The following is an 18,778-nucleotide window of genomic DNA, read 5'->3' as shown; positions in this document are numbered from 1 at the left end:
ATCAATGAATATTGTAATTGGACTTATAATCACCTTCGGCTGCATCATCGGCGGCTACATGGCGATGGGCGGCCATCTGGACGTCCTCATCCAGCCGTTCGAACTGTTGATTATCGGCGGAGCGGGGCTTGGCGGCTTCATCATGGCGAACCCGATGAAGGTCGTGAAAGATTCGGGCAAGGCGCTCGGCGAGGCCTTCAAACATTCGGTTCCGAAGGAGCGCAATTATCTCGACGTGCTCGGCGTGCTTTATTCGCTGATGCGCGATCTGCGCACGAAATCGCGCAACGAGATCGAAGCGCATATCGACAATCCGGAAGAATCCTCGATCTTCCAGTCGGCGCCCTCGGTTCTGAAGAACAAGGAACTGACCTCGTTCATCTGCGACTACGTTCGCCTCATCATCATCGGCAATGCCCGTAGCCACGAAATCGAGGCGCTGATGGATGAAGAAATCGAAACCATCCTCTACGACAAGCTGAAGCCTTACCACGCGATCACCACCATGGGCGATTCCTTCCCCGCCATCGGTATCGTCGCGGCGGTTCTCGGCGTCATCAAGGCCATGGGCAAGATCAACGAATCGCCGGAAGTGCTGGGCGGCCTGATCGGCGCCGCACTCGTCGGCACCATGCTCGGCATCATCCTGTCCTATTCGATCTGCAACCCGCTCGCATCGCAGGTCAAGATCGTCCGCTCCAAGCAGCACCGCCTCTACATCATCGTCAAGCAGACGCTGATCGCCTACATGAACGGTTCGGTGCCGCAGGTCGCGCTTGAATATGGCCGCAAGACCATCTCCAACTACGAGCGGCCGTCCATCGACGCCGTCGAGCAGGAGATGATGAATCCCGGCGGCGAAAACAAGGCGGCATGACCATGGCAAAAGCTGCAGCGCAAAGAGCCCCCGCCATCGACACGGCCCTGCTCGCGCAACTCACCGGTGGGCTTTCCGATCGCAAGACGATCGCCAGGATCGGTTCCGACATCGGCCATCTCTACAGCGAATTCCTGCCTGATATCTTTCACAGCGAGACCGGCATCGCGATCGATGTCGAATATATCGGTTCCGAATCGGGGCTGATGACCGATCTCATCGCCAATGTCGGGCACAACGTCTCGGTTGCCGATTGTTCGCTGCGCAACTGGTGCCCCAATTTCATGATGGCGGTCGGCAACGGCTTTGTCATCGCGCTCATGGAGCGCATGCTGGGTGCTGCACCCGACACCATCGGCGAACCTGACGAGCGCAACCTGTCGCATATCGAACTCGACCTTGCGGCCATGGTTCTCGGCCGCATCGCGGGCGTGCTGCGTTCGGGCGTCAACGCGCCGGGCGGCTTCGAGGCGACAATCGACCCGCCGTTCAGTGCCAATGGAAAGAGCGCCTTCGACGAGATGATTGCCGGCCTTTACGGCGTCAGCATCCGCATGAAGATCGATATCGGCAAGGTTTCGTCGGAGTTTTCTCTCATCGTGCCGCAGCGGCCCCTGCTCAAGACCTCCATCGTCGCGCCCAAGGCTTCGGCCCAGGCGCTGAAGAAGCAGGAGGAATGGATGGAAATGATCTCGCAGCAGGTGAAGAGATCGCAGGTAACGCTCGAGGCGCGTATCAAGCTCGAAACGCTGACCTTGCGGACGATTTCCAAACTGGTGGCCGGCGATGTCATTCCGTTTCAGGATCTGAAGCAGGACGATATCGGCGTCGAGGTCAGCGCCAACGGCTCCAAGCTCTATAATTGCGAATTCGGCAAGTCCGGTGAGCGCTACATGGTTCGGGTGAAGAACAATGTCAGCACGGACGACGAGATTTTGCGACATTTGATGGGTTAAAATCCTGCCCGCCCTTTTTGGGCTCTGGGCAGGCTGACGCAAGTTTCAAAGGGAATAATCAGCGCATGGCTACGAAGAAAACACCTCTGACCGATGATGCGGAGCTGCCGTCGCTGGAAGATGCCGGCGACATCGACCAGGCTATCGGCGATCTGCGTGGCGTCCTCAAGACGGACGCGGAAGGTTCGCTGTCCGATTTTGGCGACTTCGGCGATTTCGGAAGCACGGACGACGCTTCCGATGATACCGACCTTTCCGCCTTCGGTGGCGGAGCGGCCAGTTTTGCGATGGATGATTTCGCCACCACCCCGCAGGTCGCGGGTGTGAAGGCGCCGCTTGGCAGCGGATTGTCCGAGAACATGGAACTGATCATGGACATCCCGATCGATGTCCAGATCGTTCTCGGCACCAGCCGTATGCTGGTTTCGGGACTGATGAGCCTCGAAGAGGGTGCGACGATTGCGCTTGACCGCAAGATTGGCGAGCCCGTCGAGATCATGGTGAATGGCCGCCGTATTGCGCGCGGTGAGATAACGGTACTTGAAGACGACGATACGCGCTTCGGCGTAAAATTGATTGAAGTAATGAGTACCAGAAAAGCCTGATCCCTGTGGGGACGGAGAGGAAAGACCATGATGGACTTCGAGGATTTCGGTAACCCCCTTGCGGGCAAGCCGTTGTCTCAGGCCGACAAGGCGGCCGCGGTGCTGCTTGCCATGGGCAAGGGCGTCGCCGGCAAGCTGCTGAAGTTTTTTACGCAGCACGAATTGCAGATGATCATTTCCTCGGCCCAGACCCTGCGCGTCATTCCTCCCGATGAACTTGCGCAGATCGTGGCGGAGTTCGAAGACCTGTTCACCGAAGGAACGGGTCTCATGGACAATGCCAAGGCAATCGAAAGCATTCTCGAAGAAGGCCTGACCCCTGAAGAGGTGGACAGCCTTCTCGGTCGTCGTGCAGCCTTCCAGGCCTATGAAGCCTCGATCTGGGATCGCCTGCAGGAAGCGGAGCCGGAATTCGTCGGCAAGTTCCTGCTGCGCGAACATCCCCAGACCATCGCCTATATCCTCTCCATGTTGCCCTCATCCTTCGGTGCCAAGGTTCTCCTGACCATTCCCGAAGAGCAGCGCGCCGATATCATGAACCGCACGGTGAACATGAAGGAAGTGAGCCCGACGGCTGCCCAGATCATCGAGAAGCGTGTGATCAATCTGATCAACGAGATCGAAGCGGAACGCAATGCAGGCGGCTCCACGAAGGTTGCCGATCTGATGAACGAGCTGGAAAAGCCGCAGGTCGATACGCTGCTCAGCTCGCTCGAAACTCTGAGCAAGGAAGCCGCAAACAAGGTCAAGCCGAAGATCTTCCTCTTCGACGATCTCATGTTCATGCCGCAGCGCAGCCGCGTCATGCTGCTCAACGATGTTTCGGCCGACGTTCTGACCATGGCGCTGCGTGGCGCCACGATGGAAATCAAGGAATGTGTGCTGTCCAGCATCAGCCCGCGCCAGCGCCGCATGATCGAATCGGATCTTGCCGTACCGCAGGCCTCGGTCAACACCCGCGAAGTGGCGATCGCCCGCCGCGCAGTTGCCCAGGAGGCTATCCGTCTGGCCAATTCCGGCCAGATCCAGCTGAAGGAAGCCGGCGCGGAAGAACAATCGGCCGCCGCTTGAGCGGAAGCCGGTTGATAACCCACCCTTCGGGCAGAACCGGCCATTGCGATGGCCGGCCCCGGACGCTAGTTTCGGGATGACGGCCTGCCGGGATCGGCGGGCCTTTTTTTTTGATCCCGGGAACGTGCCTTGGCAGACGATGAGGACAAGGACAGTAAAACAGAAGCCCCGACGGAGAAAAAGCTCCGCGATGCGGCTGAGAAGGGCAATCTTCCCTTCTCTCGGGAAGTGCCGATCTTTGCCTCGTCGCTCGCTTTTTACTGTTATCTGGTCTTCTTTTTGCCCGATGGCGCCGGCCGTCTTGGCGTCACGCTGAAAGACCTGTTCGGTCAGCCCGAACAATGGGACCTCAGCACCCGGCCTGATGCCCTGTCTCTGCTTTATTTCCTCGGCACGTCCATGGCCTATCTGCTCATGCCGGCCATGATCATGTTCATCGTCTTCGGCCTTGCCTCGTCGTTTCTCCAGAACCTGCCATCGCCAGTGCTTGAGAGGGTGCGCCCGCAATGGTCGCGCATCTCGCCCGCAAAGGGGTTCACGCGCATTTACAGCAAGCAGGGCTTCGTGGAATTCGGCAAGTCGCTGTTCAAGATATTGATCGTCTCGATCATCATGTTCATGTCGCTGCGCGGCGATTTCTACAGCCTCATCGACCTGATGTTTTCCGATCCGCAGGTGATTTTTGTCAGGGTCGTCGAGATCGTCAAGAAAATGATGGTCGTGATCCTGCTTTCGACCGCATTGCTTGCCGCCGTCGATCTTTTGTGGACGCGCCACCATTGGTTCAGCCAGCTGAAAATGACGAAACACGAGGTGAAGGAAGAGTACAAGCAATCGCAGGGCGACCCTGTGGTCAAATCCCGCCAGCGTTCTATCGCCCGCGATCGCGCCCGCCGCCGCATGATCAACAATGTGCCGCGCGCAACACTTGTCATCGCCAACCCGACACACTTTGCGGTGGCGTTGCGTTACGTGCGCGAAGAAGGTGACGCGCCTGTTGTCGTCGCCAAGGGCCAGGACCTTATCGCATTGAAAATCCGCGAGATTGCGGAAGAAAACAATATCCCCGTTTTTGAAGACCCACCGCTCGCACGCTCCATGTTTGCGCAAGTCTCGATCGATAGTGTGATTCCACCAGCCTTTTATAAGGCTGTGGCTGAGCTCGTTCATCGGGTTTACGCCATGAAGTCATCGAAAATACGGGTTCAATAAAACCAATGAAAAAATCCGCCTATTCTGAACAGCGGGAAATGATCGTCGCAGAGGCGATCAACCCGATCGCTACCGAATTACGATTGCTAGACCCGGCAGACCTGATTTCGTTGCTCAGATTCGAGTGCTATGGCAGCATCGCCGACCTCGTCTCTTCCGCCGCGGAGCTTTATTATCATCCCGGCACGATCAATTTCGGTGCGGGTGGCGAATACAAGCTTGAATGGGAAGGCGCCCCGGAGATCGTTCTCGATCTCGAAATCAAACCGAAAGGCGCCACGGTCTATGCGCAGTTGATTCTCGCCAATGAACATGCGGCGGTCGAGATCAATCATGTTTCGTTTCAGAACCCGTCGGAAAATCCGGATGAGAATACCGAGTTCCTGCGCAGAAGCCTGATGGCGGCCCGATTCGTTCCGGCCCATCAGGGCGAGGCGGCCTGAACATCACCACCGGATAATTATCCGTTGCGACTGCCGAAACGGCGGTCGCAGCGGTTTTGTTTGATCGCTTTTTTGCCCGAGCTTGCCTGAAGCCTGCCGCTTTAAGCAAAACCGCTCCGGCGAAGCGAGGAACGCCTTGCAAATCAGCGTTGTTGTTTGGTACCTATCGAATTAACGATTTGTTAACGAACGGCAGGTCGCGGTGGCTCATTTCAACCATCGCCGATGCGCATGATGCTCCTGCTCGTTTTCGGCGCTGCGCCGGATTTCTTCTTACATTTTGAATTGGGTGGAACCCATGACCAGCATTATGACCAATGCGGCGGCAATGGCCGCGCTGCAAACCTTGCGCATGATCGACAAGAGCCTTGAGACAACGCAGGCGCGTGTCTCTTCGGGTTACCGTGTCGAGACGGCGGCGGATAACGCGGCCTATTGGTCTATCTCCACGACCATGCGCTCCGACAACACGGCGCTTTCGGCCGTACAGGATGCGCTGGGTCTGGGAGCGGCCAAGGTCGACACCGCCTTCGAGGCCGTTGAAAGTGCCATCGAGACGGTCAAGTCTTTGAAGGCGAAGCTGGTCGCCGCCTATGGCGTAGGTAGCAACCGGACGAAGATCCAGGAAGAAATCAAGCAGCTTCAGGACCAGCTGAAAAGCATTTCCGAATCGGCCTCCTTCTCCGGCGAAAACTGGCTCCAGGCGAAAATCGGCGATGGCAAGACACCGGCTGCCGAAGAGCCGACCATCAAGAAGATCGTTGCCTCGTTTACCCGCACCGCTGCAGGCTCGGTGGGCGTAACGACTGTCGATTATTCGCTTGATTCGAGCACCGTGCTGTTCGATCTGAGCGGCGGAAAATTCGGCATTCTCGACACCGAGGCCCGCTTCCTCCGGAAGAACGAGACGTCGGTCACGATGCGCACGACGGACACGCCCGCGCTACCTGCACTTCCGACAGTCACCGACAAGAATTACGTGGTTACTACGCTGAAGGACAGCGAGGTCGCTGCTTTGGCCGGCTTCAGTCTCAAGGCAACGGGTATTTATACGAATGCCGCCAGTACCCAGGGATATTTGAAGATCGGTGACGGCGTCTGGGTAAAGCTCACCTCTACGGATCCGGCAAGTGCCGCCGCTCCGGCCACCGACAGCACCACACCGGTCGCAACGACGACATCGCCGAACACCAACTGGTACTACGACATTTCCGCGGCAGTCGATCCCGACACCCGCAAACTCGGAATCTCGGTATCGACGCTCGACATCAACAAGCTGACCGACCTCGCCCAGAAAATGGGAACGATGACGGGAGAGCAATATACCGAAGCCGATGTGCTGGATGCGATGATGTCCTTTGTCGACGGACAGCTTGAAGCGATGACCAGCGCGGCATCCAGCCTTGGTTCGCTGCAGAGCCGCATCGATATGCAGGAAAACTTCGTTTCGAGCCTGATGGACGTGATCGACAAGGGCATCGGTCGTCTCGTCGATGCGGATATGAACGAGGAATCGACCAGGCTGAAGGCGCTGCAGACGCAGCAGCAGCTCGGCATACAGTCGCTTTCGATCGCCAATGCCAACGCGGAGAATATCCTCCAGCTCTTCAAGTAAGGGTTTGGCCCGGCGTGGGCAGGCGCGGAGACAAGACGCGGAGACAAGGCGCGGGCTTCCGGAACAGGCCGCCTTCATCCTCGCACAAGTTTGAACACCTAACGTCGGGGCAATATCGGCTGGATCGCATGGCGTGATCCGGCCGGAGCAATGGAAGAGACGGACAGGGTAGCAAGGATGACGATGGTGCCGCCAAACGGCTTAAATCGCAGGCAAGGAAACATGTCTCGCCTCTCTGGCCAGTTTTGCCGGGGGCGCGCATGAGCGCCTCTATTGCAAGATATCTCAAGGATTTCGGTGACAGCCAGCCCGCCGGGCTGGCGTTTGGCGATCCGCTGGCGGATGCCGAGGGCATGTCCGGGTTCGGTGATGTCGCTGCCGGTTTCGATGAGTTCGAGACTGTCGATGTCGAAAGCGAAAAACAGGCTGCCTATGCCCGTGGCCGCGACGATGCGACCCGGGAAATCACTGAGAAGATGCAGGCCGAGCAGGACGCGTTACTGGCTTCCCATGCGGCCGAACTGGAGGCCCTGCGTTCCGTCTATCTCGAGGAGATTGCGGTTTTCCTGTCCCGGGGTCTGCGTGAGGGCATCGATGCGATCGCGGCCAATCTCAGCGAACAGACGGCCAGTATCCTTGCCCCGGTTCTGACGGAAGAGCTGTCGCTCAAGTCGGTGTCTGCGCTGGCGGATGTGGTGCGCGCTTCCATGCCGGATGGCGAGGCTGTCACAATTGTCGTCAAAGGTCCCAGAGATTTGTTCGAGCATTTGAAGGCCCAACCGGGCTTCGAAGAAGAAACGATGAAATTTACCGAGACCACGGACATCGACCTTTCCGTCGAACTGGGTGAAAGCGTGTTCGTGACCCGCATGTCCGCCTGGGCGTCCAGTCTTCGCAAGGTGATGAAATGAGTGAAGGCGAAAATCACCACCACGGCAAAAACGAGATCATCATCGTCAAACGCCACAAGGGTGGACACGATGGCGCCCATGGCGGTGCTTGGAAAATCGCCTATGCCGACTTCATGACGGCCATGATGGCGTTCTTCCTCGTCATGTGGCTGGTCAATGCCGCCAATGAGGAGACCAAAGCCTCGGTCGCCAGCTATTTCAATCCGATAAAACTGTCCGATGAAAAACCCTCGTCCAAGGGGCTGGAAAAGCCCGTGGACAAGGAAGAGGGTGTCGAGAAAAAGGACCAGTCGAATATCAAGGCGGAAAAGGTAACCCAGGGCTCTGCCGCGGCGACGGGCGAGGACCTGACGTCCCAGACTGGCGAACAGTCGAATTTCTCGGAAGCCGACTTTTTTGAGAACCCCTATTCGGTACTGGCGGAAATCGCCCAACAGGTCGGGCAGCAGGCCAATGTCAGCGCCAAGGGCGAGGGCGGTGCTGCTGATTCCGGCCCGGCGACGGGCGCAAGCGGTGGTGAAGCCTATCGCGATCCCTTCGACCCGGATTTCTGGACCCAGCAGGTGAAGATCACCCGCGCCGACCAGCAGCAGAACCCGACGGAGCCGCAGCAGACGGCGGAGAAGCAACCGGATGCCGCCAAGGATGCTGAAGCGGTGTTAGCCGCAGCCTCTCAAAAGCCCGCGGATCATTCGCAGGACGGCAAGCCGATGGAAGTTGCCGCCGTTGTACCGCAGCAACGCCCGGACGCCACTGAGCAGGCCGCGCTCGCAAAATCTCAGCCAGACGAGCAGCAGGCCACTGATGCCGAATGGCAAAAGGCCGACACGCTGCGCGAAGAAATCGAAAAGCAGATTTCAGGCATTACCGGCAAGCTCGCTGAAGGCCTGGTGGTAACGCCGGCCGAAGGTGGATTGCTGCTCACCATTTCCGACCAGTCTGAGACGCCGATGTTCAATGTCGGATCGGCCGTGCCGCGGGGTGAAATGGTTCTGGCCATGGAGAAGATAGGCAAGTTGCTTCAGGAACGGGGCGGCAGCGTGGTGATCCGCGGCCACACCGACGGACGACAGTTCAAGGGCGAAGCCAATGACAACTGGCGGCTTTCAATGGATCGCGCCCACAGCGCCTATTACATGCTGGTGCGTGGCGGCCTGTCGGAAGAGCGGGTGAAACAGGTCTCGGGCTTTGCGGATCGCAGATTGCAGGTGCCGGCAGACCCTCTGGCGGATGCCAACCGCCGTATCGAAATCCTGCTTGAGGCCGATCGGGGGTGAGTGTGACGAAATCCTCGAAACGCTGGCTTTTTCTCGCGGCGACGCTTTGCGGTCTCGGTGCGGAGCCGATCAAGGCATTCTCGCAATCGCAAGACAGCCTCATGCCCTACGCCATGTTGCGCTCCCTGCAATTCGTGCAGGATTCGGTTGCCATGGGCGACCATTCGGCAACGGAAATGCAGCGGTTCCTGCTCCAGACGATCGACGAGCGGCTTAAAAGTGCACCATCGGCGATCTTCAAGGATCCGCGTAATGTCGATGCGGCGCTTGTCTATGCCATGAGCGGCGGCAATCCGGCGACGCTGGAATTGCTGGTCGCGCGCGATGTGGACGGCAATTTCGACAGTCGCGTCGCCGATATCCTGCGCAAATACCTCTCGGGTAAGGGAACGCTGGTGGCGCAGAGCATTGCAGCCATGGTGCCGGAATATCGCGGCACCCGGATCGGCGCCTACCTGGCACTGATCGGCGGCAACGTGACGATCCCGCGTGATCCGCTGGCGGCCCTCGGTTTCTACGACATAGCCCGGCTCGAAGCGCCAGGCACCATCGTCGAGGAGGCGGCCCTTCGCCGCTCGCTGGCGATTGCGGTTGAAGACGGTGATGCGGCGCGCGGTGTCGATTATGCGCAGCGCTACGCGCGGCGCTTCCTGCATTCGCCCTATGCCAGCCAGTTTGCGGATCTTTTGGTCTCGCTGGTGGTCAAGCGGGCGGATTCCATCAGCGAGGAAGCGATACAGGAAACATTCGCCATGATGGACACGGAAAGGCAGAAGGAAGCCTATCTGCGCCTCTCCCGTCTGGCGGCGATCAGCGGCAAGGACGGGCTGGCACGCATGGCGGCGCTGAAGGCGAAAGCTCTGTCTCCCGCCCTGCCGGACCAGCCGGAAGCACAGGCAAATCTCTATGAAAGCCTTTCCAACATCGGCACGCCCGATGTGGTGAGTGCGATCGAGACGATCGTGCAGATCCCCGAAGGGCAGCTTTCAGATCGCGACAGGGCGCTGCGGGATGCAGCAAGGGCGATCGCCGAGCAGGTGGTCCGCCCACCCTCGTTGCAGCCGGGGCAGCCCGGCGCCGAGGTCGGCGCTGCGACTACCCAGCAGGACGCCAGACAGAACCCATCCTCGAATGGGACAGCTGGCACTGGAGAAAAGAGCATATGGCGGGTTGAAACCCACAAGGCTGACGATGAGGGCGAGAATGTGCGGCAACTCGTAACGAGCGGCCGCAGCAAGCTTGATGAAATCGATAGCCTGTTGAAGAAAGGCGAGGGGGCACCATGATCGACGGAACCATCAACGCGATAGTGAATGCGCCATATAATGATCCGCGTGCCGGCAGCGCCGCAGTCAGGGACGACGCCAAGGGCGGAAGTTTCGGCGAGGCCCTGTCCACCGTTCGCGATGAGCGCCCAACGCAGGCACCGCATTCGCGCCATCAGCAGGAAGCAGGTTCGGCTGAGGAGCAGCATGCACAGCCCGAAGGTGGCGAAGAGGAAACAAAGACGCCGGTGAAGCGGCCTTCGACCTTCCTGAATGTGATCGGCAGCGACCATTCCGCAGAAGGTCGCAGCCATGAGACGGCAGCCGAACTTCAAAACGCGGGGAAACCGGCGCGCACATCGGTCGAAAACGGCAAGACCGGCAAGAAGCTCAAGGACGACGCCGACAAGGATACGAAAACGACGGCGGATGCCATTGAGCCGAAACTGGCGGATATGAATACGATCGCGACCAATGTCGGCGATATCGCGACGGCCAAGACACCGCTTGAGGAGATCGCACAGGCGATCGCCGGCAAGGCTGATCCGGTCAAATCCGACAGGACCGAGACCGTCCGTGGCAAGACAGAGCCTTCGCCCAAGGACATGCCGACACGGGCCGAGCTTGCTGGCAATGAGGCCGAATCCGGCTCGGATAGCGAAAATGGTGCTTCGGCATTCCGCTTCGCCTCCGCGCGTTCCGGCACGTCCCGCGCCCTCGACATGAGCACGGTTCAGCGCGAAGGCCGCGTTGAATTTGATGCCCGGGAAAGCACCGGCAAGGCGGCGGATACGATAACGGTGCTCGATTCACGGCGGTTCATCGGCCTGGCGCCATCGACCAACGCATCCGCATTGACCGGTCTCATCGCCAATGATCCGGAATGGGTCAGCGCGATGCAGCCCGGTTCGTCGCTCTCCAACGCCGCTGCCCAGAGCAGCACAGGCAAGGTTGTCCATACGCTGAAGCTGCATATGACGCCGATCGAGCTTGGATCGGTGACGATGTCGCTGCGTCTGGCCGGCGACGAGCTCGCCGTTCACATGACGGTGGAGAGCGTTGCGGCCTATAAAAAGCTTCAGGAAGACAGCAAGAGCATCCTTGATGGCCTGAAAGCGCAGGGTCTGACGGTCGATAACATCACGATCAGCATCGCTTCTTCCGACAAGAGTGACCAAACGGGCACACAAGGCAACAATCAGCAAAATCAGCAGGCGCAGCAGCAGGGCCAGCAGGCCGCTGCAGGGCGCAACCGTGACGAGTCCGGCGCACGGGATGGCCGGCAAGGCAATGGTGATAATTTGGGGGTGCATAATGAAGGCATGGATGGCGCTCTCGGCTCTGGCCGTTCTTCTGCTGACAATGGCGTCTACCTCTGAAAAAGCCTCGGCTTCGGCAACATCAGGTGTCTGTGAAAGAGAAATCCAGTCCGCCGCCCGCAAATATGGCGTGCCGGAGGGAATTCTCTATTCCGTTGGCCTGACCGAGACGGGCCGCAAGGGGCGGCTTGACCCCAATGCCATGAATATTGAAGGAAAACCGGTATTTGCCGCATCCACGGAGGAGGCATTGACCACTTTCGAGGCGGCGAAGCGCAATGGCGCCAAGCTGATCGACCTCGGATGCATGCAGATAAACCACTATTTTCACGGCGAAAACTTCACATCCGCGCGCGAAATGTTCGATCCGCGCCGCAATGTCGAATATGCCGCCATGTTCCTGCGCAACCTTCACAACAGGCATGAAACCTGGACCATGGCGGTCGCGCGTTATCATGCCGGCCCCAATAACGATCCGGCGCAGAAGAAATATGTCTGCCGGGTCATCGCCAATCTGGTGGCGACGGGCTACGGAAAATGGACTGCCAACGCGAAAAATTTCTGCGACGGTTGACAACCTGAAATTGTCTTTAAGAACCGCAGGACTCGTAATTTGAAATGTGGCGATAGATTGATCGAAAAAAGGCGCTGCAAGCGTTTTTTTGGGAATTTTAAAATTTTTACACAAAAATTTTGTGCCATATATGGTTAACAACCACTATATATAGATCAAATCGGCACAAAATAGTTAATCAATTATTAATATCTATCGATGATTTCCTACAGTTGTCGCTGAATCCCCCGATTCGTACCAATGCCTTATTGGAAAACACCACACTGATTCGGAGGCGGACGAATGATCGTAGTGGTTGATGAGCGCGAGCTCGTTAAAGACGGCTATACATCTCTATTTGGGCGTGAGGGCATTCCCTCGACCGGGTTCGATCCGGTCGAATTCGGGGAGTGGGTCTCGACGGCAGCGGAAAGCGATCTTGCGGCCGTGGAGGCCTTCTTGATCGGCCAGGGCGACCGGAGCTTCTCTTTGCCGAAGGCGATCAGGGATCGCACGACGGCGCCGGTTATCGCGGTCAGCGACCAGCCCTCGCTGGAATCGACGCTGGCACTGTTCGACAGCGGCGTCGACGATGTCGTGCGCAAGCCGGTTCACCCCCGTGAAATCCTGGCGCGTGCGGCGGCGATCCGTCGCCGGCTGCAGGTCATTTCGAACTTTACCGATGCCGGACCTATCCGGGTTTTCTCCGATGGCCGTGATCCGGAAGTCGGTGGCGAAGTATTTCCCTTGCCGCGCCGCGAGCGCCGCATCCTTGAATATTTGATCGCCAATCGCGGACGCCGCGTCTCCAAGACGCAGATTTTCAATGCCATCTACGGCATCTTCGATGATGACGTCGAAGAGAATGTCGTCGAAAGCCACATCAGCAAGCTGCGCAAGAAGCTGCGCAAGAAGCTCGGCTACGATCCGGTCGATTCCAAGCGGTTCCTCGGCTACAGCATTGATTGGCAATGATCTTCATTGACCCGCGTGGTCTTTTTCAAACGCGGTATTTCAGACAGCTTCACGCAAGCCAAACGCTTTACCTTCTCCCTGAAAGATGACCACGAGGGTTTTTGAATGAGTATTTTCGGCACTATGCGAACCGGTGTGTCCGGCATGAATGCGCAGGCGAACAAGCTGGGCACCGTGGGCGACAACATCGCCAACGCAAGCACCACCGGCTACAAGCGCGCATCGACGTCGTTCTCCTCGCTCGTTCTGCCCTCCTCGTCGGGCAGCTATGCCTCCGGCGGCGTGCAGTCCAATGTACGCTACAGCATTTCCGAGCAGGGCAACCTCTCCTACACCACCTCGAGCACCGATCTTGCCATTCAGGGCAACGGTTTCTTCGTGGTTCAGGATGGTGCAGGCACGCCTTACCTCACGCGCGCCGGTTCCTTCGTGAAGAATGCCGAAGGTTATCTGGAAAACGCAGCGGGCTTCCAGCTGATGGGTTACCCCTACGGCTCCAACCCGCCGGCTGCCGTCGTCAACGGCTTTACCGGTCTCGAGGCCATCAACGTCAACAATTTTGGTCTGACGGCGTCGCCCTCGACGCAGGGTAGCTTCCCGGCCAACCTGAACCGTGACGAAGCAATCGTACCGGGAGGTTCGCGCCCCAGTGACAACGTCGCAACCGCAAAGATCGGCGCAAAAACATCGCTGACGGCATTCGACAGCGGTGGTGCCAAAGTCCTTTACGATTTCTATTATACGCGCATCGACAATGACACGTCCGGCAACCCGCAATGGGAAGTGTCGGTCTATCGTCAGGATCAGTCGACGAATGGCGGCTTCCCTTACACGGCAACACCGGCTGCAAATCTGGTGCAGGAGAAGGTAACGCTGGTCTTCGATCCGGCGACCAACAAGCTGAAAACCGGAACCCCTGCATCTCCGACATCCATCACCATCGACGATCAGGTCAGCGGCGTAGCGCAGTCGATCAAGATCGATCTGTCCGAAATGACGCAGTTCTCCTCGAAGTTCACGCCCGGCACCGCAATCCTGAACGGTAACGGTCCGAGCCAGATCAAGGATGTCGAAATCGGCAAGGACGGTGTGGTGACGGCAGTCTATCAGGATGGTGGCCGCCGCAACATCTACCAGCTGGCGCTGGCAACCGTGCCGAGCGTCGACAACCTCAGCCCGCAGAACGGCAACGTCTATCTGCCCAGCAACGAGTCGGGCGTCGTTACCATCGGTTTCGCGCAGACGGGCAGCTTCGGTTACATCCAGAAGGGTGCACTGGAAGGCTCAAACGTCGATATCGCCAGTGAACTCACCGACATGATTGAATCCCAGCGTATCTATACCGCGAATTCGAAGGTCTTCCAGACTGGATCGGATTTGATGGACGTCCTGATCAATCTGAAGAGATAGTAATTCCTACGAGGACAGATGAATGTCGCTCACGTCAGCAATGAATACTGCGCAGTCGATTTTCAATAATACAGGTAAGCAGACAGACGTTACTTCGAAGAATATTGCCAATGTCGGCAATGCGAATTACGTCAAGCGAACCGCCATTCTCGGCACGACCATGGCCGGAGCGAGTATCGTCTCCAATGGCCGTGCCCAGAATGAAAGTCTTCTCAGGCAGACGATCTCCAGCGCCTCGCTGGCCACCGGTCAGAACACCGTTCTGACCGGCCTTGAGGAGATGAAGAGCATTTTCGGCGGCAACAATTATGAAAGCTCGCCGTCTACCTACATGAAGGAATTGCTGAAGAGCCTGAGCGGTTACGCCGCCAAGCCGAGCAATGCTGCCCTTGCGGCGACGGCTGTGACCTCGGCTGCGGATGTCGCCAGTTCCCTGAACAAGGCGTCTTCCGAATTGCAGGCGATGCGTCTGCGTGCCGACAAGGAAATCTCCCTTCAGGTCGACAAGCTGAACGGCCTGCTTGCAAAATTCGAGGAAGCCAATAACGAGGTCAAGGCGCAGACGGCGATCGGCGGTGATCCGAGCGACGCCCTTGACCAGCGCGAGACCTTGTTGAAGGACATTTCGTCCATCATGGGCATCAATGTCGTCAATCGTCCAAACAACGATGTGGCGCTTTACACCACGGAAGGTGCGACCCTCTTCGAAGTCGTGCCGCGCAAGGTCACCTTCAAGGCGCAGCCGGGCTACGATGCGACGACCACGGGCAATGCGATCTATGTCGATGGCGTGGCGCTCAAGGCCGGCAACGGCAGCAACACGACAGCGGAAGGGTCGCTGCAGGGTCTGATGCAGGTTCGTGACGATCTGGCACCGACCATGCAGAGCCAGCTCGACGAAATCGCTCGCGGCCTGATCACCATGTTTGCGGAAAAGCCGATCACGCAGCCGGCACCGCCCGCGACGCCCCTGACGGCGAAACCTGGCCTGTTCACATGGGCGGGAGCAACGGCCACAAGCGAGATTCCTGCCGCTGGCGTTATCGTTCCGGGACTCGCTGCCAGCATTAACGTCAACTCCGCGTTAATTATTTCGAAAGGTGGAAACCCGGAATTGTTGCGCGACGGCGGCATCAACGGTACCGCTTATATTGTCAATACCACAGCTACGGGCGGCACTGGCTTTTCCGCCCTGATCGACAGCTATGTGACCGCATTCGACGCGCCCATGAATTTTGCCGCGTCGACACGTATCGATACGAATACCAGCATCTTGAAATACGGCACCAACTCGATGGGTTGGCTCGAACAGGAACGATCCGGTGCGACTTCGGCGAACGAAGCGAAAAGCGCGCTCTATGAGCGCTCCGCCGCCTCCTATTCGAACAATACGGCGGTGAGCCTGGATGAGGAGCTGTCGCTGCTCATGGATATCGAGCAGTCTTACAAGGCAGCCACCAAGCTGGTGACCACCGTCGATGAAATGCTCAAGTCCTTGATGGACATGGTGAGGTAAAAGATGAAAACGTCATTCATTTCATCGCTGGCGATGCAGAACAGCATGCGCAGCACCATCCTCAAGGCCCAGCTTGAGATGACCAAGCTCAATACCGAACTGACGACAGGCAAGCACGCGGATCTAGGCGTCACTCTCGGTGCCAATACGGCCCGCAGCCTCGATCTCAATCGGGATGTGGAGCGGATTTCTTCGCTTGTCACGGTCAATTCCTTTGCCACGCAACGTCTTGAATCGTCGCAGACGGCATTGGACGGCATGGCAAAGGCCGCCCAGGAAATCCTCGGCGTTCTGGTGCCGAATACGAGCAGCGCGCAGCCCACGCTTGCCACCGTCAACCAGAAAATTACCAATGCGCTCAACAATTTCACCAGCTTCGCGAACACTGCTGTCGATGGCGAATATCTGTTTTCCGGTACGAATACGGATGTGAAGCCGGTCGATGACTATTTCGCCGATGGTTCGACGCTGAAGACCGCTTATAATGATGAGCTGAACCATTTCATGGCGACGCAGACGCCGCCGGTGGGAAGCATCGCCAACCTGTCCAAGGATCAGGTCAACGCCTTCATGACCCATATGGAAGGCGTATTCAACGGCACGACGACGGTCACCAACCCGCCGCATAGCAGTCTCACCACCGGTCAGAACGTTGATTTCTGGACGACGTTCGGCTCCAAGGCCAGCGACACCAATATGACGAGCCGGATCAGCCAGAACGAAGTGATCGAGACATCGACCAACAGTAATTCGCAGGGCATGCGTTATTTCGCGATGACGGCAATGACGGCGATGACCTTCCTCGACGACAAGGTTCCGAGCGATGTCCGTGAAGCTGTCGCCACCCGCGCGGTTACGACAATCGGTACCGCGATCGACGGTTTGAACCAGCAGGCCAGCGGCCTCGGCCTCTCGCAGGAACGCGTCAAAAAGTCGAACGACTCCTTGGCCGCGCAGAAGAAGATCATCGAGACGCATCTGCTGGATATCGAAGGTATCGATACCTACGAAGCGAAGACCCGTCTCGACCTGCTGCAGCAGCAGATCGAAATCGCCTACAGCCTGACGTCGCGTCTGCAAAAAATGAGTCTGGTGAACTACCTCTGATGAACAGGGGTGGCGGCAGATAAAGGATACATGAATGTACCAGTTTTCCTACGCCGAAATCATGGAGGATGGTGTCGCAGACGCGAAGGATCGCGAGCGGCAGGCGTTGACCAAATCGATCGAACTGCTTGTGGAGGCAAAGGATTCGTCTTCCCAACGCCATACGATCGAAGCACTTTTTTACACTCGGCGGGTCTGGATCCGCTTCATTGAGGACCTCAAGCAGCCGGATAACCAGCTGGCTATGGAACTGAGGGCCAATCTGATCTCGATTGCGATCTGGATTTTGAAAGAGTGCGAACTGATCCGGAAACGTCAGTCGACGAATTTCCAGGGCATAATTGACGTGACAACCATCATCAGGGATGGACTGAAATGAAAAGTACACTTCGAATCTCGCTGAAATCGGGCGAAAAGATTTTCATCAACGGTGCAGTTTTGCGGGTGGATCGCAAGGTGGCGCTCGAATTCCTGAACGATGTCACGTTCCTGCTTGAAAACCACGTTTTGCAGCCGGAGCAGGCGACGACGCCGCTGAGGCAGCTTTATTTCATCGCGCAGATGATCCTCATCAACCCGGAAGGGCGCGAACAGTCTACGAACATGTTCCGCAAGTCCGTGAGCATGCTGCTGAACTGCTTCCAGCATGATGAGATATTGGCCGAACTCAAGCGGATCGACGGGCTGGTTGCCTCGGGCAAGGCCTTCGAAGCGCTGAAGGCCATTCGCGGTCTTTATCCGACCGAGGAAAAAATCCTCAACAATCAGGAAATGACCCCCGCAACGATCGAACAGATTCGCAAGGAGATCGCACCATGGCGGTAGATGCAGTCAACTCGGCAGCCTCTAACCCCTGGGCCAATGCCGGGGCGAGCAGCAATGACAAGAACGCAGCTTCGCTGAACTACGACAGCTTTCTGAAGCTCCTCATCGCCCAGATGAAGAATCAGGATCCGACCAGCCCGATGGATGCCGGTCAGCAGATGTCGCAGCTGGCAAGCTTCTCGCAGGTTGAGCAGACGATCAAGACAAACACCCATCTGAAGAGCATGCTGCAGGCCGAAGCCCTGACACGCGCTTCCGATCTGGTCGGCAAGACGGTCAAGAGCGCCGACGACAAGGTCACCGGCGTGGTTAAGGAAGTCGAAGTCTATTCGGACGGCGTTGTCGCCATTACCGAAGCTGGTGACAAAGTGTTGCTGCAGGCCGGTGTGAGCTTCTCGAACGGTCCGATCGCGACTACACCTGATAGCGATACCGATTCGGATAAGCCTGCCGATTCGTGATAGTGTAGGGGCGGTATGATGCCGCCCTTCTGAAATAAAGGATGCGACGATGAACGAGGCCGATGCGCTTGATATCATGCAGGCAGCAGTCTGGACTGTTCTCGTCGCCGCCGGTCCGGCCGTTCTGGCCGCCATGATCGTCGGTGTCGCCATTGCCTTCATACAGGCCCTGACCCAGGTTCAGGAAATGACGCTGACGTTTGTTCCTAAAATCGTGACGATCATGCTCGTCCTTGGCATTGCCGCCCCCTTTGTGGGTGCGCAGATCGGCCTTTTTTCCAATCTCGTATTTTCGCGCATCCAGTCCGGCTTCTGACATCTGAGCGCTGCGGATGCCACCCTCGCGCAAGCTTCAGCGACTAGGGATAGGCTGAAGCATC

At 57.7% G+C, this 18,778-nt stretch carries 20 protein-coding genes; all 20 read left to right on the top strand.

What is annotated here, in order from left to right; translation table 11 throughout:
- Positions 1–4 precede the first annotated feature (4 nt).
- Positions 5–877: a flagellar motor stator protein MotA gene (motA, locus tag ACQZ5F_RS10775; RefSeq protein WP_046800586.1), complete on the top strand. Its 873-nt coding sequence runs from the start codon at positions 5–7 to the stop codon at positions 875–877.
- Positions 874–1,833: a FliM/FliN family flagellar motor switch protein gene (locus tag ACQZ5F_RS10770; RefSeq protein ID WP_052817096.1), complete on the top strand. Its 960-nt coding sequence runs from the start codon at positions 874–876 to the stop codon at positions 1,831–1,833. Before motA ends, ACQZ5F_RS10770 begins: the two co-directional genes overlap by 4 nt.
- 65 nt (positions 1,834–1,898) lie before the next feature.
- Positions 1,899–2,438: a flagellar motor switch protein FliN gene (fliN, locus tag ACQZ5F_RS10765; protein ID WP_046800588.1), complete on the top strand. Its 540-nt coding sequence runs from the start codon at positions 1,899–1,901 to the stop codon at positions 2,436–2,438.
- A 27-nt stretch (positions 2,439–2,465) separates the two neighbouring features.
- Positions 2,466–3,509 carry a flagellar motor switch protein FliG gene (gene fliG / locus ACQZ5F_RS10760; RefSeq protein WP_046800589.1) on the top strand — a complete coding sequence of 348 codons (1,044 nt, stop codon included), beginning with the start codon at positions 2,466–2,468 and terminating at the stop codon, positions 3,507–3,509.
- Between the two features lie 129 nt (positions 3,510–3,638).
- A complete protein-coding gene (flhB, locus tag ACQZ5F_RS10755; RefSeq protein WP_046800590.1) occupies positions 3,639–4,721 on the top strand; it encodes a flagellar biosynthesis protein FlhB in 1,083 nt (360 codons plus the stop codon).
- A gap of 5 nt (positions 4,722–4,726) precedes the next feature.
- Positions 4,727–5,164 (top strand): hypothetical protein, encoded by a 438-nt coding sequence (locus tag ACQZ5F_RS10750; protein ID WP_046800591.1) that lies wholly within the window; start codon positions 4,727–4,729, stop codon positions 5,162–5,164.
- Between the two features lie 298 nt (positions 5,165–5,462).
- A complete protein-coding gene (locus tag ACQZ5F_RS10745; RefSeq protein WP_052817100.1) occupies positions 5,463–6,779 on the top strand; it encodes a flagellin N-terminal helical domain-containing protein in 1,317 nt (438 codons plus the stop codon).
- Between the two features lie 260 nt (positions 6,780–7,039).
- The gene (locus ACQZ5F_RS10740; protein ID WP_448730467.1) at positions 7,040–7,690 is read left to right on the top strand and encodes a hypothetical protein; all 651 of its coding nucleotides are present in this window, start codon (positions 7,040–7,042) and stop codon (positions 7,688–7,690) included.
- Positions 7,687–8,967, top strand: a complete 1,281-nt coding sequence (locus ACQZ5F_RS10735; RefSeq protein WP_448730468.1) for a MotB family protein — start codon at positions 7,687–7,689, stop codon at positions 8,965–8,967. Before ACQZ5F_RS10740 ends, ACQZ5F_RS10735 begins: the two co-directional genes overlap by 4 nt.
- Complete coding sequence (gene motC / locus ACQZ5F_RS10730; RefSeq protein WP_309581300.1) at positions 8,964–10,253, top strand: chemotaxis protein MotC; 1,290 nt, start codon at positions 8,964–8,966, stop codon at positions 10,251–10,253. The genes ACQZ5F_RS10735 and motC overlap by 4 nt, the downstream gene beginning before the upstream one ends.
- Positions 10,250–11,611: a flagellar hook-length control protein FliK gene (gene fliK / locus ACQZ5F_RS10725; RefSeq protein WP_448730469.1), complete on the top strand. Its 1,362-nt coding sequence runs from the start codon at positions 10,250–10,252 to the stop codon at positions 11,609–11,611. The genes motC and fliK overlap by 4 nt, the downstream gene beginning before the upstream one ends.
- On the top strand, positions 11,559–12,125 hold the full coding sequence (locus ACQZ5F_RS10720) for a lytic transglycosylase domain-containing protein (protein WP_046800596.1): 567 nt from the start codon (positions 11,559–11,561) through the stop codon (positions 12,123–12,125). Before fliK ends, ACQZ5F_RS10720 begins: the two co-directional genes overlap by 53 nt.
- Positions 12,126–12,407: 282 nt before the next feature.
- On the top strand, positions 12,408–13,079 hold the full coding sequence (locus ACQZ5F_RS10715) for a response regulator transcription factor (protein ID WP_046800597.1): 672 nt from the start codon (positions 12,408–12,410) through the stop codon (positions 13,077–13,079).
- Between the two features lie 105 nt (positions 13,080–13,184).
- Positions 13,185–14,489, top strand: coding sequence for a flagellar hook protein FlgE (locus ACQZ5F_RS10710; protein ID WP_225339471.1), 1,305 nt, complete (start codon positions 13,185–13,187; stop codon positions 14,487–14,489).
- Between the two features lie 22 nt (positions 14,490–14,511).
- Positions 14,512–16,005, top strand: coding sequence for a flagellar hook-associated protein FlgK (gene flgK / locus ACQZ5F_RS10705; protein WP_046800599.1), 1,494 nt, complete (start codon positions 14,512–14,514; stop codon positions 16,003–16,005).
- 3 nt (positions 16,006–16,008) lie between these two features.
- The gene (locus ACQZ5F_RS10700) at positions 16,009–17,112 is read left to right on the top strand and encodes a flagellar hook-associated family protein (protein WP_046800600.1); all 1,104 of its coding nucleotides are present in this window, start codon (positions 16,009–16,011) and stop codon (positions 17,110–17,112) included.
- Positions 17,113–17,146: 34 nt separating this feature from the next.
- The gene (gene flaF, locus ACQZ5F_RS10695) at positions 17,147–17,491 is read left to right on the top strand and encodes a flagellar biosynthesis regulator FlaF (protein WP_045021979.1); all 345 of its coding nucleotides are present in this window, start codon (positions 17,147–17,149) and stop codon (positions 17,489–17,491) included.
- Entirely contained in the window at positions 17,488–17,937 is a 450-nt protein-coding gene (gene flbT / locus ACQZ5F_RS10690; protein WP_046800601.1) for a flagellar biosynthesis repressor FlbT, read from the top strand. Before flaF ends, flbT begins: the two co-directional genes overlap by 4 nt.
- Complete coding sequence (gene flgD, locus ACQZ5F_RS10685; RefSeq protein ID WP_046800602.1) at positions 17,928–18,398, top strand: flagellar hook assembly protein FlgD; 471 nt, start codon at positions 17,928–17,930, stop codon at positions 18,396–18,398. The genes flbT and flgD overlap by 10 nt, the downstream gene beginning before the upstream one ends.
- Before the next feature lie 49 nt (positions 18,399–18,447).
- Positions 18,448–18,714, top strand: coding sequence for a flagellar biosynthesis protein FliQ (fliQ, locus tag ACQZ5F_RS10680; protein WP_046800603.1), 267 nt, complete (start codon positions 18,448–18,450; stop codon positions 18,712–18,714).
- Positions 18,715–18,778 lie beyond the last annotated feature (64 nt).

Source organism: Agrobacterium sp. 22-210-1, from assembly GCF_053522525.1.
This window is presented reverse-complemented; position numbering and strand designations above follow the sequence as displayed.

What these genes read in the sequence shown, in the direction of transcription:
- ACQZ5F_RS10750 (WP_046800591.1), top strand. Translation starts at nt 4,727, where the DNA reads ATGAAAAAATCCGCCTATTCTGAACAGCGGGAAATGATCGTCGCAGAG.
- fliK (WP_448730469.1), top strand. Translation starts at nt 10,250, where the DNA reads ATGATCGACGGAACCATCAACGCGATAGTGAATGCGCCATATAATGAT.
- ACQZ5F_RS10770 (WP_052817096.1), top strand. Translation starts at nt 874, where the DNA reads ATGACCATGGCAAAAGCTGCAGCGCAAAGAGCCCCCGCCATCGACACG.
- ACQZ5F_RS10715 (WP_046800597.1), top strand. Translation starts at nt 12,408, where the DNA reads ATGATCGTAGTGGTTGATGAGCGCGAGCTCGTTAAAGACGGCTATACA.
- flaF (WP_045021979.1), top strand. Translation starts at nt 17,147, where the DNA reads ATGTACCAGTTTTCCTACGCCGAAATCATGGAGGATGGTGTCGCAGAC.
- ACQZ5F_RS10735 (WP_448730468.1), top strand. Translation starts at nt 7,687, where the DNA reads ATGAGTGAAGGCGAAAATCACCACCACGGCAAAAACGAGATCATCATC.
- fliQ (WP_046800603.1), top strand. Translation starts at nt 18,448, where the DNA reads ATGAACGAGGCCGATGCGCTTGATATCATGCAGGCAGCAGTCTGGACT.
- fliN (WP_046800588.1), top strand. Translation starts at nt 1,899, where the DNA reads ATGGCTACGAAGAAAACACCTCTGACCGATGATGCGGAGCTGCCGTCG.
- flgD (WP_046800602.1), top strand. Translation starts at nt 17,928, where the DNA reads ATGGCGGTAGATGCAGTCAACTCGGCAGCCTCTAACCCCTGGGCCAAT.
- ACQZ5F_RS10740 (WP_448730467.1), top strand. Translation starts at nt 7,040, where the DNA reads ATGAGCGCCTCTATTGCAAGATATCTCAAGGATTTCGGTGACAGCCAG.
- ACQZ5F_RS10745 (WP_052817100.1), top strand. Translation starts at nt 5,463, where the DNA reads ATGACCAGCATTATGACCAATGCGGCGGCAATGGCCGCGCTGCAAACC.
- ACQZ5F_RS10700 (WP_046800600.1), top strand. Translation starts at nt 16,009, where the DNA reads ATGAAAACGTCATTCATTTCATCGCTGGCGATGCAGAACAGCATGCGC.
- flbT (WP_046800601.1), top strand. Translation starts at nt 17,488, where the DNA reads ATGAAAAGTACACTTCGAATCTCGCTGAAATCGGGCGAAAAGATTTTC.
- ACQZ5F_RS10720 (WP_046800596.1), top strand. Translation starts at nt 11,559, where the DNA reads ATGGCGCTCTCGGCTCTGGCCGTTCTTCTGCTGACAATGGCGTCTACC.
- ACQZ5F_RS10710 (WP_225339471.1), top strand. Translation starts at nt 13,185, where the DNA reads ATGAGTATTTTCGGCACTATGCGAACCGGTGTGTCCGGCATGAATGCG.
- fliG (WP_046800589.1), top strand. Translation starts at nt 2,466, where the DNA reads ATGATGGACTTCGAGGATTTCGGTAACCCCCTTGCGGGCAAGCCGTTG.
- motA (WP_046800586.1), top strand. Translation starts at nt 5, where the DNA reads ATGAATATTGTAATTGGACTTATAATCACCTTCGGCTGCATCATCGGC.
- flgK (WP_046800599.1), top strand. Translation starts at nt 14,512, where the DNA reads ATGTCGCTCACGTCAGCAATGAATACTGCGCAGTCGATTTTCAATAAT.